The 14,498-nt window shown below is 74.8% G+C and carries 10 protein-coding genes; 8 read left to right on the forward strand and 2 right to left on the reverse strand.

The window, feature by feature from the left end; all coding sequences use genetic code 11:
- Positions 1 to 24: 24 nt before the first annotated feature.
- Positions 25 to 1,665 carry an FAD-dependent oxidoreductase gene (locus AB0J12_RS29635; RefSeq protein WP_363267585.1) on the reverse strand — a complete coding sequence of 547 codons (1,641 nt, stop codon included), beginning with the start codon at positions 1,663 to 1,665 and terminating at the stop codon, positions 25 to 27.
- Between the two features lie 155 nt (positions 1,666 to 1,820).
- Between AB0J12_RS29635 and asnB the strand changes: the two genes are divergently transcribed.
- From asnB to cydC, 8 genes are all read left to right on the forward strand, one after another.
- Positions 1,821 to 3,671 (forward strand): asparagine synthase (glutamine-hydrolyzing), encoded by a 1,851-nt coding sequence (asnB, locus tag AB0J12_RS29640; protein WP_363267587.1) that lies wholly within the window; start codon positions 1,821 to 1,823, stop codon positions 3,669 to 3,671.
- Complete coding sequence (locus AB0J12_RS29645; protein WP_363267588.1) at positions 3,668 to 4,573, forward strand: DUF6410 domain-containing protein; 906 nt, start codon at positions 3,668 to 3,670, stop codon at positions 4,571 to 4,573. The genes asnB and AB0J12_RS29645 overlap by 4 nt, the downstream gene beginning before the upstream one ends.
- 23 nt (positions 4,574 to 4,596) lie before the next feature.
- Complete coding sequence (locus tag AB0J12_RS29650) at positions 4,597 to 5,352, forward strand: GNAT family protein (protein ID WP_363267590.1); 756 nt, start codon at positions 4,597 to 4,599, stop codon at positions 5,350 to 5,352.
- Positions 5,349 to 6,320 carry a 2,3-diaminopropionate biosynthesis protein SbnA gene (sbnA, locus tag AB0J12_RS29655; protein WP_363267591.1) on the forward strand — a complete coding sequence of 324 codons (972 nt, stop codon included), beginning with the start codon at positions 5,349 to 5,351 and terminating at the stop codon, positions 6,318 to 6,320. Before AB0J12_RS29650 ends, sbnA begins: the two co-directional genes overlap by 4 nt.
- Positions 6,321 to 6,547: 227 nt before the next feature.
- Positions 6,548 to 7,849: a cytochrome ubiquinol oxidase subunit I gene (locus AB0J12_RS29660; protein WP_363267592.1), complete on the forward strand. Its 1,302-nt coding sequence runs from the start codon at positions 6,548 to 6,550 to the stop codon at positions 7,847 to 7,849.
- A 39-nt stretch (positions 7,850 to 7,888) separates the two neighbouring features.
- On the forward strand, positions 7,889 to 8,899 hold the full coding sequence (locus AB0J12_RS29665; protein ID WP_363267593.1) for a cytochrome d ubiquinol oxidase subunit II: 1,011 nt from the start codon (positions 7,889 to 7,891) through the stop codon (positions 8,897 to 8,899).
- Positions 8,900 to 8,916: 17 nt separating this feature from the next.
- A complete protein-coding gene (cydD, locus tag AB0J12_RS29670) occupies positions 8,917 to 10,731 on the forward strand; it encodes a thiol reductant ABC exporter subunit CydD (RefSeq protein ID WP_363267594.1) in 1,815 nt (604 codons plus the stop codon).
- Entirely contained in the window at positions 10,728 to 12,413 is a 1,686-nt protein-coding gene (gene cydC, locus AB0J12_RS29675) for a thiol reductant ABC exporter subunit CydC (protein WP_363267595.1), read from the forward strand. Before cydD ends, cydC begins: the two co-directional genes overlap by 4 nt.
- An 82-nt stretch (positions 12,414 to 12,495) precedes the next feature.
- Here cydC and AB0J12_RS29680 read toward each other — a convergent pair whose 3' ends face one another.
- Positions 12,496 to 14,418 carry an AarF/UbiB family protein gene (locus AB0J12_RS29680; RefSeq protein WP_363267596.1) on the reverse strand — a complete coding sequence of 641 codons (1,923 nt, stop codon included), beginning with the start codon at positions 14,416 to 14,418 and terminating at the stop codon, positions 12,496 to 12,498.
- Between the last annotated feature and the right edge of the window lie 80 nt (positions 14,419 to 14,498).

Raw genomic sequence — 14,498 nt, forward strand, 5'->3', positions numbered from 1 at the left:
GGGCGGCGGCCCTTTCCGTGGGCGTCAGTCGGTCGCCAGCATGCGGCGCAGCGCGTCCGTCACCGCGCCGGCCGCGTCCGCCGGCGCCGTCGCCGAGCGCCAGGCGACGAAACCGTCGGGCCGCACCAGCACCGCACCACCGGCACTCACCCCGTACCGCTCGTGCCAGCCCGTCTCCGAGCGGTCCGTGAGCTCCGCGCCGAAGCCGGCCGGACGCAGCCGCGCCCCGGTGCGCCGCGCGGCCTCCTCGGCGGCACCCCGCCAGGAGGGGACGGTGTCGTCGAACAGCAGCACCGGCTCCGGGCCGTACACGTCCAGCAGCGAACCGGCCCGCCGCGCGCCGTCCTCCCGCAGCAGCACCGGCACGTGCGGGCCCCGCGTGCCCGGCTCACCGCACAACCGCTCGTGGTCCCGGAACCGCGGCAGCTCCGCGCCCGGCTCGGCCGCCGTCGGATAGGCGTGGCCGAGCATCACCGTCAGCACCTCCAGGGTGGCCCGGCGCTGCTCCTCACCGGCCCGGCCCGACCGCACCAGCAGCCGCAGCCGGGCCTGTTCCACGGTCGCCTCCGCGACGGGCCGGCGCTCCGCGTCGTAGGAGTCCAGCAGGCCCTCGCCGGCCTCGCCGCGCAACACCGCCGCCAGCTTCCACGCCAGGTTGTGCGCGTCGTGGACGCCGGTGTTGGCGCCGTAGCCGCCGATCGGCGGGATGACGTGCGCCGCGTCCCCGATCAGGAACACCGAGCCGTCCCGGAAGCGCTCGGCGGTCAGCGCGGCCAGCTCCCACGGCAGTACGCCGATGACGTCCACGTCGGCCTGCCCGTCCCCGATCGCCGAGCGCACCAGCCGCACACACCGTTCGGTGGTGAAGTCCTCGACCTGCTCGCCCTGCTCGGGGTGGTACTGGACGATGAGTGTGCCGCGCCGCAGCGTGTCGTCGTGCCCCAGCACGGCGCCCTTCAGCTCGTCGTTCTCGATCTGGCAGATGGAGAACCGGCGGCCGGCCAGCGGGCCTTCGAGGTCGGCGCGGAACAGGATGCTCACCTGGTGCTGCAGCGTGCCCCGGCCGCCCCGGGCGATGCCCAGCGTCTCGCGCACCGGGCTGCGCCCGCCGTCCGCGGCGACCAGGTAGCGGGCCCGCACCTGCCGCTCCTCGCCGCTCTCCCGGTTCTTCACCGTCGCGACCACCGGACCGCCGGGGCCCTGCGGCCGCTCGAAGGAGGTCAGTTCGGTGTGGAATGCCAGCTCGGCGCCCGCCTCGGCCGCGGCCGCACGGACGATCGGCTCCATGCGGTCCTGGCCCAGCGCGATCTGCCGGGACGGCGTCAGCGCGCTCAGGTCGTCCGGCTCGGGCAGCATGACCGCCCGCAGCTCGCGCCCGGCCAGCGACTCGACCGTCGCCTGCCTGCGGTGGTCCGCGTACCCCGCGGCCACCCGCAGCACCTCCTCCTCCACGCCGGCGCCGCGCAGCAGTTCCAGGGTGCGCGGGTACCAGCCCCAGGCCCGCGGATGGACCGAGGTGGAGGCGTGCCGCTCCACCAGCACGCACCCGACGCCGTGCCGGCGCAGGAACAACGCGCAGCTCAGTCCGGTGATCCCGCCTCCGACGATCAGCACGTCCGTGGACGTGGCGGGCGAGTTGTGACGTACCTCGGGCTCGATGCCCACAGCCCCACTCCCTTCCGGTACGGATGGCCGGACCCGCCGGAAGGCGGATCCCGTCCGTGCCGCATCCTCCGCACGGCTGCTGGAGAGGCCGTCCAGGGAAACTTGAGGTGCCGACTCCAGCCTGGGCCTCCACCGTTGAGAGGAGCCCCATCGCCATGTCCGGTATCGCAGGATGGATCGATCACGTAAGGGATCTGCGGCGCGAGCAGCCCACGCTGCGGGCCATGACGGCGGCCCTCGCCCAGCGCGGCCCCGACGGGGAGCGGCTGTGGGTCACCGAGCACGCCGCCCTCGGCACCCGCTGGTCCGACGCGGCCGGCACCGGCGCCCCCGACCAGCCGTGGGTGCTCCAGGACGCCGGGCGCACGGTGCTCGCGGCGGCGGTCACCGGAGTGCTGTACGACACCGGCGACCTGTGCCGCGCCCTCGGCGTCAGCGCGACCGCCACCCAGGCCGAACTCGTCGGCCGCGCCTGGCTGCGCTGGGGCGAGCGCTTCGCCAAGCACCTGGACGGCGCGTTCGCCGTCGCCATCTGGTCGGAGCAGCGCCGCGAACTGGTGCTGGCCCGCGACCGGCTCGGCAACCAGCCGCTGTACTACCACCCGTTCGGTGCGGGCGTGCTGTTCGGCTCCGAACGCAAGGCGATCCTCGCCCACCCCGCCGTCGAGCCGGTCGTGGACGCCGACGGCCTGCGCGAACTGTTCTCCTACGCCGGCACCGCCGGGCACGGCATCCTCAAGGGTTTCCACCAGGTGCCGCCCGGCCACGTGCTGCGCTTCACCGAGGGCCGCCGCAGCTCCTACCGCTACTGGCAGCTGACGGCCGAGGAGCACACCGACGACCGGGCCACCACCATCGCCCGCATCCGCGAGCTGCTCGGCGACTCCGTGTGCCGCACCCTGGGCACCGGCGCCGTCCCCGGCATCCTGCTGTCCGGCGGCATCGACTCCAGCGCCGTCACCGCGCTGGCCCACCAGGCGCTCGCCGAACGCGGCGGCGGCCCCGTGCGCACCTTCACCGTCTCCTTCGGCAGCGCCGAGGAGTTCAAGCAGGACGAGATCTGGGGCAGCCCCGACGCCCCCTTCGTGCAGTCCGTCGTCCGGCACCTGGGCACCGAGCACACCGACCTGGTGCTGAACACCGCCGACATCATCGACCCGGCGGTGCGCGGCGCCGTCCTGCGCGCCAAGGACGTACCCAGCCCGCTGGGCAACATGAACACCTCCCTGCACCTGCTGTGCGGGGCGGTGCGCGAGCACGTCGGCTCCGTCCTGCTCGGCGAGATCGCCGACGCGGTCTTCGGCGGCTTCGCCTGGGTGCACAACAAGGAGCTCGTCGAGGCCCCCACCCTGCCCTGGGTCGCCATGGCCCGCTTCGGCGGCGGCAAGCACGGCCTGGGCGGCGACCTGCTCGCCCCCGACCTGCTCGGCAAGCTCGACCTCAACGGCTACTGCGCCGACGCCTACGCCGGCAGCATGGCCGAGGTGCCCCGCCTCGACGGCGAGAGCGGCCAGACGCTGCGCATGCGGGAGATCACCTACTTCCACCTCACCCGCTGGCTGGAGACCCTGCTCAGCCACGACGAGTCCCTGGCCTCCGCGGTCGGCCTCGGCACCCGCATGCCCTACTGCGACTGGCGCCTGGTCAACTACGCCTACAACGTGCCCTGGGAGCTGAAGAGCTTCGACGGACGCGAGAAGTCCCTGCTGCGCGCCGCCGTCGCCGACCTGCTCCCGGACGACGTCGTCAACCGTGCCAAGAGCCCCTACCCGGTCACCCAGGACCCGGCGTACGGCCGCGCCCTGTGCGCCCGCATGGAGGCCCTGCTCGCCGACCCCACCGCCCCGGCCGCGCCCCTCGCGGACACCGCCGGCGTGCGCGCCCTCATCGACGACCCGTCCGTGCTGGACTCCGGCATGCGCGCCTGGGTCGCCCGCGCCAACGTCGAGATGCTGCTCGGCCTGAACGACTGGCTGCGCCGCTACGGCGTGAAGGTGGAGCTGTGACCGCCCCCGGCGCGCCCGGCACGGGCCGGGCCGGCGTCCTCGGCCGGGACGCGGGTCCCCTCGGCCGCGCGGTACGCGTCGCGGCCGGCGCCGCCGCACTGACCCAGATCGTCACCACCAAGGCCCACGGACACAGCGGCGGCGAACTCCTCGCCGCGGCCGCCACCGCGCTCGGCCTCGCCGTCGCCTACACCGCCGCACTGGCCCTGATGCGGCCCCTGCTCACCCGCGGCGCCCGCGGCGGACTGTCCGGCTGGCCCGGCGCCGCCCTGCTCCTGCTGCCGATGCTGCTCTACCCGATCGGTGTGCTGCCCGACGGACCGGCCATCGGCGTCGCCCTCTACACCGAGACCTCCGTGCTCCTCGCCGGCCTCAGCGGCTACGGCGGACTGGAACTGGTCGCGCTGCCCGTGCTGCTGCTCGGTCGGCGGCCCGTGCTGTACAGCCCGTTCAACGCCGTCGACCTCGCCGAACGCGGCATGCGGCGGCGGTGGCACGCCACCCCCGAACGCTGGGGCGGGGCGCTGGCCGTCGCAGGCCTCGCCTGGTTCTGGGTCGAGCCGGGGCTGGCCGCGATCCGCGGCGGCTTCGGGGACGCCGTCGGCACACTGAACGTCCTCGACCCGGTGGCCAGCGGCGCGCTGCTGCTCGCCGGTGTGCTGCTCGCCGTCCCGGCGCCCGGACCCGCACGGCTGCGCCGGCTGCGGGCGGCGGCGTTCGCGCTGCTCGGTCTCGGCGGCGTGGTCGGCGCGGTGCCCGACGTGCTGTGGCCGGTGATCATCCTGACCGGTCTGGTGACCGGTGCCGTACGGGCGGCCTCCCGCCGCGGCCGAAGCGCCCCGGCGCCCGCCGCCGGTGTCCTGGCCCGTCCGCACGTCGAGACGTCTTCCACCGCCCGTTGAGACCGTCTGCGGAGCATTCCACCATGGCTGAAACCATCGCTGAATCCACACCGGACGGCACGCGTGCGGCGCCCGGCGGCAACCGCGCCCTGCTCGGGATCTGGCTGCCGCAGTTCCGGCTCAGGCTGACCACCCCCCGGCTGGAGCTGCGCGTGCCCGACGAGAGCGACCTGCGCGCCCTCGCCGAACTCGTCGCCGACCAGGGCATCCACGCCCCCGGTGCCGCCCCCTTCCCGGGCGGCTGGAGCGACGCCCAGCCGCAGGTGGTGGCGGGCCGCGTCCTGCAGTACCTGTGGAAGGGGCTCGCCCTGAGCCGCCCCGACTACTGGAACCTCGGACTCGCCGTCTTCGTCGACGGCCGCCCCGTCGGCGTCCAGGGGCTGCAGGCCCGGTCCTTCCCCCGGCTCGCCGAGGTCGCCACCGAGAGCTGGCTGGCCCGCGGCCACCAAGGGCGGGGCATCGGCACCGAGATGCGGGCCGCGGCCCTCCACCTCGCCTTCGCGGGACTGGGCGCCCGGCATGCCACCTCCGCCGTGTTCGAGGACGGCGCCGCCGCGCTGGCCGTCAACAAGAAGCTCGGCTACCACGGCGACGGCATCGAGACCCAGCTGCGCAAGGGCGAACCGGCCGTGCTGACCCGCTGGCGCATGACCCGCGCCCAGTGGGAGCTGAGCCCCGCCGCCGAGGTGCCGGTCACCGTGCACGGACTCGACGGCTGCCGGGCCCTGTTCGGCGCCCGTCCCCACGACACCCCTTCCGCGCGACAGGAGCCGGCGTGATCTACGACTCCATCACCGACTGCGTCGGCGGCACCCCGCTGGTGCGGCTCGGCCGCCTCTTCCCCCAGCCCGGCATCGAGGTGCTCGGCAAACTCGAGATGCTCAACCCCGGCGGCAGCGTCAAGGACCGCTCCGCCCGCTACATCGTCGAGCGCGGCATGAAGGACGGCATGATCCGTCCCGGCACCCATATCGTCGAGTCCACCTCCGGCAACTTCGGGGTGGCGCTCGCCATGGTCGCCGTCCGCTACGGGCTGCGCTTCACCGCCGTCGTCGACCCCAACGCCTCCCGCACCAACCTGCGCATCCTGCGCCAGTTCGGCGCCGGCATCGAGATGGTCCGCGACCCCGACTCCGCGGGCGGCTACCTGCACACCCGGCTCGCCCGCGTGCAGGACCTGCTCGCCGAGGACCCGGACGCGGTCTGGATCAACCAGTACGCCAACGAGCTCAACTGGGAGACCCACGCCGTCACCACCGCCCGCGAGGTCATCGCGGACTGCCCGGAACGCCCCGTGGACGTCCTGGTCGCCGCCGTCTCCACCACCGGCACCCTGCACGGACTCGCCCGCGGCCTGCGCCGCGAGTGGCCCGCGCTGAAGGTGGTCGCGGTCGACGCCGTCGGGTCGGTCATCTTCGGCACACCGCCCGGCCCGCGCATGCTGCCCGGCGTCGGCTCCAGCCGGGTGCCCGAACTGCTCACCCCGTCCGAGATCGACCGGGTCGTGCACGTCGACGACGCCGCCGCCATCCGCGGCTGCCACCGGCTGCTGCGCCAGGAGGCCATCTTCGCCGGGGGCTCCTCCGGCTCGGTGGTGGCCGCCGTCGAGGAGCTGCTGCCCGAACTCCCGCGCCCCAGCCGCATCCTGACCCTGCTGGCCGACCGGGGCGAGCGCTATCTCGACCTCGTCTACACCGACGAGATGGCCATCGAGCACGGCGAACTCGCCTACTCGAGCAGCCCCTGACGCACCACCCGGCAGGGCCGCGGCCGTTCCGGCGGGAGGGACGGCCGCGGCCCGGGCGGCACCCGCCCGCCGCCGGCCGCAGGCGCCGGGGAACTCCACCGTGCCTCCACCACCGCTCGAGCGGCACTCCACCGCGCTCGGCTGGAGTGGGAAGGCCGTCCATCCACCCGTGAACGACGCACCACCATCACATGACACCGGCTGCCGGCCGACCGAGGGGAACCAACGTGGACGACGTGCTCGTACTCGCACGGCTCCAGTTCGCGATCACCGCCATCGCGCACTACCTGTTCGTCGCCCTGACTCTGGGGCTCGTCACCTACCTGGTGGTGATGCAGACGCGCTGGGCCGTCACCGGCAAGGAGGCCCACCGCCGGCAGACCCGGTTCTGGGGCCAGCTCTACGTCATCAACTACGCCCTCGGCATCGGCACGGGCATCGTGATGGAGTTCCAGTTCGGCCTGGTGTGGAGCGGGCTGACGCACTACACCGGCAACGTCTTCGGCGCGCCGCTGGCCATCGAGACCCTCGTCGCCTTCTTCGCCGAGTCCACCCTGCTCGGCCTGTGGATCTTCGGCTGGAACCGGATGGGCCGCGTGCTGCACACCGTCGTGCTGTGGCTGGTCGCGCTGACCGCCTACTCGTCGGTGTTCTTCGTGCTGACCGCCAACGGCTTCCTCAATCACCCGGTGGGCTACGGGATCAAGGACGGCAAGGCCCACCTCACCAGCTTCTCCGAACTGCTCACCAACACCAACGCCCTGGCGGCGGCCTCGCACATCCTGGCCGGTTCGCTGGTCACCGGGTCCTTCTTCGTCATCGCGGTCAGCGCCTGGCACCTGCGCCGGCGCACCGGCCACGAGGAGTTCTTCTGGTCGTCGCTGAAGCTGGCCCTGCCGCTCACCCCGGTGTTCGTCCTGCTGACGGCGTCGCTGGGCGGCTGGCAGATCGGCTACTCGGTCAAGCAGACCCCCACCAAGTACGGCCACCGCTCGGACCGGGCGCAGGCCATGGTGGAGACGTTCACGCACAAGTTCGGCCCGGACAACTACTTCCCGCCCGGGATCAGCCAGACCGCCGAGTTCGTGATGATCATCCCGGCGCTGTTCATGATGCTGATCACCGTCCTGTGCGTGCTGTTCATGATCAAGCGGAACCTGATCCGCCGCAAGGTGCTGCTGTGGCTGCTCACCGCCGCGCTGTTCCTGCCCTACCTCTCCAACGTCTCCGGCTGGGTCTTCCGCGAAGTGGGCCGCCAGCCCTGGGCCGTCTACGGCGTGCTCAAGACCAAGGACGCCATCACCCCGGGCCTCACCCACGGCACCGTGCTGACCTCCCTGCTCGTCTTCGGCACCCTCGTCGCCGCCCTGCTCCTGGTGGACTGGGCGCTGCTGTTCCGCTTCGCCCGGCGCGGCCCCGACGCCGCCCAGCTCGGCCGGGCGCCCGGCGAGGACGGCGAGGGTCCCACCACGGTCGCGGGCCTGCCCCGCCAGACCACCCCCGCCCCCTCCTCCGCCCCCACCTTCTGACGGCCCCGACGACAGCGCCGAACACACTGGGAGTTCATCGTGTGGCACAACATCTGGTACGCGCTGCTGGGGCTGTTCCTGGCCGGCTACCTCGCCCTGGACGGCATCACCCTCGGCACCGGCATCATCGGCCGGTGGCTCGCCCGTGACGACGCCGAACGGCACACCGTCGCCGCCGCCACCGGGCCGTTCTTCCTCGGCAACGAGGTCTGGCTGGTCGCGGCCGCCGGCATCACCCTCGGCGGCTTCCCCGGCCTGGAGTCCAGCGTCATCAGCGGGATGTACCCGGTCATCGTGTTCGCCGTGGGGGCGCTGCTGACCCGGGAGGCGGCGGTGCAGTTCCGCCGCCGGGTGCCCGGCGCCCGCTGGCGCCGCCGCTGGGACACGGTCGTCCAGATCGTCTGCGTGGTCCTCGCCCTGATGTGGGGCACGCTCGGCGGCGCGCTGCTGGGCGCGGTACCCGTCAAGGGCGGCCGGCTCGACGTCGATCCGGGTGTCCTGCTGCGTCCCGTACCGGTGCTGTCGGCGCTGACCGCGCTCGCGGTGTTCGCCCTGCACGCCACCGTGTTCCTCGCGGTGCGCACCGAAGGCGGCGTCGCCGTGCGGGCCGCGGCGACCGCGCGCCGCCTCGCGCCCGCCGCGGCCGGCCTCGCCGTCCTCACCGCGGCCGCCGCCGTCGCCGACGGCCGGGCCCGCGACGGCCTGCTCAACCCGGTGCCCACCGCGCTGCTGCTGGCCGCCGCCGTCGCCGCCCTGCTGCTGGCCCCGCGGCTCGCGGCCGGCGCCCGCCGGGCGGCCCCGGTGGTGAGCGCGTTCGCCGCGCTCGCGCCCGTCCTGCTCATCGGCGCCGCCCACTTCCCGCAGGCCGTGGTCAGCACCGCGGGCGCGCACGAGAACCTCTCGGTGGCCCAGGCCGCCGCCGACCCCGGCACGCTCAGTGTCGTCGGCCCGGTCGTCCTGCTGGTCCTGCCGGTGCTGCTCGCCTTCCAGGCGATGCAGTGGTGGAGCTTCCGCACCAAGTCCGACGACCGTTCGCCGGTGTACTTCTGATGCCTCGCGGACGCGACATGACGGGCCGCACCGGGGAGCGCCGGGCCGTGCGGCGCGGCAGAAACGCGGACGGACCCGCGCGGCCGGGCGGTGCGTCGGAGCGGGCCGCCGACCGGCTGACACGGCGGCGGCTGCTGGGCCTGACCCCGCGCGCCCGCGGCGCCGGCCTGCTGGTGGCCGCCGCTGTCCTGCTCGGCGCGGCCGGCACCGTCGGACAGGCCCTGGCGCTCGCCCGGCTGCTCGGCGAGGCGTTCACCGGCCGCACGCCCACGGGCGCCACGGTGGCCTGGGCAGCGGCGGCCGTCGCGGCACGCGGCATCGCCGGCTGGGTGCAGGCCATGGCCGCGCAGCACGCCGCCGCCGCCACCAAACTCGCCCTGCGCGCCGGCCTGTTGGAGGCGGCGACCCGGCGCACCGCCTACGACGCACAGGACCGCAGGGCCGGCGAGATCGCCACCCTGCTCACCCGCGGCCTGGACGCCCTCGACCCCTACCTCGTCGGCTATCTGCCGCAACTGCTGGTGGCCGCGGTCGTACCGCCCGCCGTCCTCGCCACGATGCTCGCCCACGACCCGCTCAGCGCTCTCGTCCTGCTGGTCACCGTGCCGCTCGTGCCGCTCTTCGGCGCCCTGGTCGGACTGCACACCCGGGACGCCACCGCCCGCCGCTGGGAGGCTCTCGCCGCCCTCGGCGGGCACTTCCTCGACGCCCTGCGCGGCCTGCCCACCCTGCGCACCTTCGGCCGGGCCGGCGCGCAGGAACGGCTCGTCGCCGACGTCGCGGACGTGCACCGCCGGGCCACCCTGCGCACCCTGCGCATCACCTTCCTGTCCACACTCGTGCTGGACACCGTGGCCACGCTCTCGCTCGCGCTGGTCGCCGTACCCGTCGGCCTGCGCCTGCTGGGCGGCTCCCTCGGCCTGCCCACCGCCCTGACCGTGCTGCTGCTCGCCCCGGAGGCCTATCTGCCGCTGCGCGCGCTGGGCAGCCGCTTCCACGCCGGTACGGAGGGAGTGGCGACGGCCCGCGAGGCGCTGACGCTGCTGGACGCGCCCACCGGTGCCCCCGTGTCCGGCCCCGGCGCGGACAACGGCCTCGGCCGCCCGCGGCGCATCCGTCTCGAGAACGTCACCGTCCGCCTGCCCGGCCGCCCCGAACCGGTCCTCAGCGGCGTCACGTTCACCGTCGAACCGGGGGAGCGGATCGCGCTGACCGGCCCCAGCGGCGCCGGGAAGTCCACCCTGCTCGCCCTGCTGCTCGGCCTGGTCCGGCCCGACGAGGGACGCGTCCTCGTCGGCGACCGCGACCTCGCCACGCTCGACCAGGACGCCTGGCGCCGGCACATCGGCTGGGTGCCGCAGCGGCCGTACCTCTTCGACCGCAGCGTCGCCGACAACATCCGGCTCGGCGCCCCGCACGCCACCGACCAGCAGGTCGAACACGCCGCCGCGGCGGCCGCGGCGGCCGGATTCATCGGCGCGCTGCCCCACGGCTACGCCACCCGGCTCGGCGTGCGCGGCACGGGCCTGTCGGCCGGCCAGCGCCAACGCCTCGCCCTCGCCCGCGCCTTCCTGCGCGACGCGCCGCTGATCCTGCTGGACGAGCCGACGGCGGGCCTGGACGGCGACAGCGAGGAGGCCGTCCTGGCGGCGAGCGAACGCCTGATGGCCGGGCGCACCGTCCTGCTCGTCGCCCACCGCACCCGCCTCCTGCACGCCGCCGACCGCCGCCTGGAGGTACGGCAGGGCCGGGTACGCGAGATCGAGCAGGTCCACGACACCGGACGGCAGCCGGACGTCTGGGGCACCGTGTCGAGCGGGGTGGCACGGTGAGGGCGCTGCTGTCCGTGCTGCGGACGTCCGGCCCGGTACGGCGGCTGCTGCCCGCCGCGTGCCTGGCGCTCGCCGCCGATCTGGCCGGGGTGGCCCTGATGACCCTCGCCGCCTGGCTCATCGCGCGGGCCGCGCAGCAGCCGGAGATGGGCGCGCTGTCCGTGGCCATCGTCGCGGTACGGGCCCTGGCGGTCACCCGCGGGCTGTTCCGGTACGGGGAGCGGCTCGCCGGCCACGACGCGGCGCTGCGCGCGGTGGCACGGCTGCGCGGCACGGTCTTCGGCGCCCTCGCCCGCAGGCCCGCCCACGAGGACATCGCGATCCGCGACGCGGACGCGGCCTCCCGCCTGGTGGCCGACGTCGACCTGGTCCAGGACGCCCTGCTGCGGGTCGCCCTCCCGGTGCTGTCCGCGCTCGCGGTGTCCGCCGCGGCGATCAGCTGCGCCGCCCTTTCCGTCCCGGCGGCCGTGCCCGCCCTGGCGCTCGGCCTGGCGGCCGGCGGCCTGCTGCTGCCCGCGCTGACGGCGGCCGCGTCGGCCAGGGCGGCACGGCGCGGCGCCGCCCTGCGCGCGGAACTCGCCGTACGGGCGGTCGACCTGCTCGACGGCGCCGCCGATCTGCGCGTCTTCGGCGCGGCGGACCGGGAGACGGCACGGGCCGTCGACACCGCACGCCGGCTGCGCTCGTACGACCGGGGCGCGGCCCTGCTGTCCGCCCTCGCCGCGGCCGCGCTGACCGTGGTGCAGGGCACCACCACCGTGGCGGTCGCCGTGGTCTGCGCGCACCGGGACACGGGCGTGTGGGCGGTGGCCCTGCCGCTCATGACGCTCGCCGTCTTCGAAGTGCTCGCCCCGCTGCCCGCGGCCGCCCAGCTCCTCACCTCGCTGCCGGTCGGCGCCCGCCGGGTCGGCGCCCTGCTGCGCACGCCGGCCACGCACGCACGGGACAGCGACACCGCGACGCCAGCCTCCGCGCACCTCACCCTGCACGATCTGCACGTACGGCACCGCCCCGACGGGCCCTGCGCCGTGCACGGCGTGAACCTGGACCTGCCGCCGGGGCGCCGGGTCGCCGTCGTCGGCGCGAGCGGTGCGGGCAAGTCGACCCTGCTCGCGGCGATCGCACGGTTCGCGCGCCCGTGCGAGGGCCGGATCGTGCTGGGCGGCGCGGACCTGGCCGACATCGACGAGGCCGCCCTGCGGCGCACGGTCAGCGGCGCCCTGCAGGACGCGCACGTCTTCCACACCTCGGTGCGCAACAACCTGCTGCCCGCCCGCCCCGACGCCACGGACGCCGACGTGTGCGACGCGCTGCGCCGGGCCGGCCTGCTGGACTGGGTGCGCTCGCTGCCCGACGGACTCGACACCCTCGTCGGCGACGGCGGCGGACGGCTCTCGGGCGGCCAGCACCGCCGGCTGCTCCTCGCCCGCGCGCTGCTGGCGGCACCGCCGCTGCTCCTGCTCGACGAACCGACGGAGGGCCTGGACCCGGCGACCGCGGAGTCGGTCGTGCGCGACGTGCTCGCCTCCACGCGGGGCATGTCCCTGATCCTGGTCACCCATCGCACGGAGGGCCTCGCGGACATGGACGAGATCCTGGTGATGGACGCGGGCCGGATCGTCCGCCGGGGCACGCCCGGGGAGCTCCTCACCGGCTCCCGCGACGCGACCGTCCCCGCCTGATACGACCGGCGGAGAAGAAAACCGGGCCCGCCCCCCAAAGGGACGGGCCCGGCTGTTCACGTGCCGGTGTGCCGGGGCCCGGTCACGGCAACGGCTTGGCGAGGACGTACACCGTGCGAAGCACCACCGCCGCCGACAGCACCAGCAGGTGGTAGCCGATCACGCTGTACAGGCTCATCCCGGCCGCCAGTTCCGGACCGCCCCGCATGCCCAGCAACTGCACGCCGAGGACGCCGAAGAAGATGCCGAGGACCGCCAGCAGCACCCGGCCCACCAGCTCACCGATCACCCGGCGGTCGCGCGGGTCGGCGAGCAGCCGGACGTTGATGCCGAGCCGGCCCTCCTCCAGCGCCCCGCTGATCCGGTCGAGCCGCCGCGGCAGCCGGCGCAGCACCGGCAGCAGGGCGACCAGTTCCTCCCGCGCCGCGTCCCGCACCGTCTCCGGCTGCAACTGCTGCGTGAACCGGGACTCGGCGTACGTCCGGGACGCGGCCAGGATGTCGAAGCCCGCCGAGACCCGGCCGAGCGTCCCCTCCAGCGTGGCCAGCGCACGGAAGACCGCAGCGATCTCCGGCGGCACGGCCAGCCGGAAGTCGGCCACCAGCCGGAACAGATCCGTGAACATCTGCACGTCGGGCGTCGAACCGCGCCCGAGATGACGTCCGCTGAACCGGCCGAGCGCCCGCAGCAGCCGCTGCTCGTCCACGTCCTCCGGCCGGTCCGTCACCTCCAGCAGCGCGTCCCGCAGCGCGGCGGGCTCCCCGCGGTCCACGGCGAGGAACAGCCCGATCATCGCCGCGCGCAGCCCGCCGTCCAGGCGCCCCACAGAACCGAAGTCCAGCAGCGCCGGGCTGCCGTCGGGCAGCAGCAGGATGTTCCCGGGGTGCGGATCGGCGTGGAAGACACCGTCGTACATGATCTGGTCGAGGAGCGCGGTCAGCAGGGTCCGGGCCAGTTTCGCGCCGTGCTCGGGGCTGTCGGGGCGGGCCTGGCCGAGCGGTTGGCCGTCGATGCGGCCCATCACGAGGACCCGCTCGGAGGTCAGCTGCTCGTACGTGACGGGCAGCGTGACGCTGTCGTCGCGTCGCGCCTCGACGGCCCGGCGCACCGAGGCCAGGTTGCGGGCCTCGACCCGGAAGTCCAGCTCCTCGCGCAACGCCGCCGCGAAGCCGACGGCCAGCTCGCCCAGCCCGAGGGTGCGGCCCCACTCGGTGCGGTTCTCCAGGGTGCGGGCCAGCCGCTCCACGATGTCCAGGTCCCGTTCGACGGCGTCGCGGATGCCGGGGCGCTGCACCTTGACGACGACCCGTGTGCCGTCGCGCAGCACCGCGGCGTGCACCTGCGCCACCGAGGCCGCGGCGAGCGGCTCGCGGTCGAAGTCGGCGAACACCTCGGTCACCGGGGCGCCGAAGCCAGCCAGCAGCGTGGCCTCGACCTCCGGCCAGCGCGCGGGCGGCACCCGGTCCTGCAGCAGGCTCAGTTCGGTGACGTACGGCTCGGGCAGCAGATCGCGCCGGGTGGACATCAGCTGGCCCAGCTTCACGAACGTCGTGCCGCCCGCCTGCAGGGCCTCGCGCAGCTCGAGGGCGAGCTTGGCGTGCCGGGCCGTGCCGCCCCCGCGGGCGCGGCCGGTGAGGTAGGGGCCGAGGCCGTGCCGGCCGAGGATGGCCACGATCTCGGAGTAGCGCCGGGCCCGGGACAGGCGGGAGCGCACCGCGCGCAGCCGGCCCAGCAGCCGGACGCGGCGGGCGGGGACGGCCAGATCGAGGACGAGTAGGCAGAGCATGGAGGCCAGCAGCCCCACGCCGAGCATCAGCGGCAGCAGTATCCAGCCGCGCCCCGGCGTCTGGAGCTGGGGGCCGACCAGCGTTCCGGACACGGAGACGCCGACCAGCGCGGCGATCACCAGGCGCAGCAGGCCGGCGTCGATGCCGAGCAGCCGTCGCCCGAGCAGGGCCGGAAGGACGATCACGGCGAAAGCGCCGAGTATTCCGATAAGCCACATATGGGCAGGGTAGTGAACCCGCCTACAAGACAAGGGAGTTGTGGTTGAGCGCGGCTTGAGCCCCGCTCGAGCGCCGGGCG

This window comes from Streptomyces sp. NPDC049915, assembly GCF_040656475.1.
GTDB lineage: Bacteria > Actinomycetota > Actinomycetes > Streptomycetales > Streptomycetaceae > Streptomyces.

Excerpts from the sequence above, each read along its gene's own strand:
- asnB (WP_363267587.1), top strand. The coding sequence starts at position 1,821 with ATGTCCGGTATCGCAGGATGGATCGATCACGTAAGGGATCTGCGGCGC.
- AB0J12_RS29650 (WP_363267590.1), top strand. The coding sequence starts at position 4,597 with ATGGCTGAAACCATCGCTGAATCCACACCGGACGGCACGCGTGCGGCG.
- cydD (WP_363267594.1), top strand. The coding sequence starts at position 8,917 with ATGACGGGCCGCACCGGGGAGCGCCGGGCCGTGCGGCGCGGCAGAAAC.
- AB0J12_RS29680 (WP_363267596.1), bottom strand. The coding sequence starts at position 14,418 with ATGTGGCTTATCGGAATACTCGGCGCTTTCGCCGTGATCGTCCTTCCG.